Genomic DNA, 635 nt, shown 5'->3' with positions numbered 1-635 from the left:
TTCAGCGTAAATGTATCAGCACGGCATTCACACTTTGGTGTACAGTCCCCTCTGCCGAGGTCTGCTGAGCGGACGGATGACGCCGCAAACCACCTTCCTCCCAGGGGACATGCGCGCCGGGATCGATCCCAAGTTTGTTGAACCGCGCTACTCCCAGTACCTAAAGGCGGCAGAGGCATTGAGCCAGTTTGCTCAGGATCGCTATGGCAAGACCTTGGCTCAGTTGGCGGTGCGCTGGCTGCTGGATCAACCAGGGGTGAGTGTGGCACTGTGGGGGGCGCGCAAACCCCATCATCTGGAAGCGATATCCGGCCTTTGGGGCTGGTCGTTGGATGCGGAAGCGATGCAGACCATCGAGGATATTTTGCAAAGGTATGTTCCCGAGTCCATTCCCCCCAGCTTTATGTCCCCGCCTGCCCGCGCTGCCTAGTTGTTGCTTTCTGTTCCCTTGCCGTTTGCGTTAGCGGTGGGGAGCACTTTGTCGCCGGGATCCCAGTCCTACGATTGAGTTTGGCAAAAAATGGGATGTAGAGCCCTGTCCTACCGCTACATAACTGGCCAGTAGGGCGAGGGGGCTGTTAACCACGGGAGAACAAAGATGGCCATCCCAGATGCATTCGCGTCAGCGGTGCGGA

At 58.0% G+C, this 635-nt stretch carries 1 protein-coding gene; it reads left to right on the top strand.

The window, feature by feature from the left end:
• Positions 1-10 precede the first annotated feature (10 nt).
• Positions 11-430 carry an aldo/keto reductase gene (locus NW819_RS13735; RefSeq protein WP_414414090.1) on the top strand — a complete coding sequence of 140 codons (420 nt, stop codon included), beginning with the start codon at positions 11-13 and terminating at the stop codon, positions 428-430.
• Positions 431-635 lie beyond the last annotated feature (205 nt).

Origin of the sequence: Synechococcus sp. R8-2, from assembly GCF_047461715.1 — a bacterium.
In the GTDB taxonomy this organism is placed as follows: Bacteria; Cyanobacteriota; Cyanobacteriia; order Thermostichales; family Thermostichaceae; genus Thermostichus.
Note: the sequence above shows the minus strand (reverse complement) of the source record. Positions and strands in the feature narration are given on the sequence as shown.

Excerpts from the sequence above, each read along its gene's own strand:
- NW819_RS13735 (WP_414414090.1), top strand. The coding sequence starts at position 11 with ATGTATCAGCACGGCATTCACACTTTGGTGTACAGTCCCCTCTGCCGA.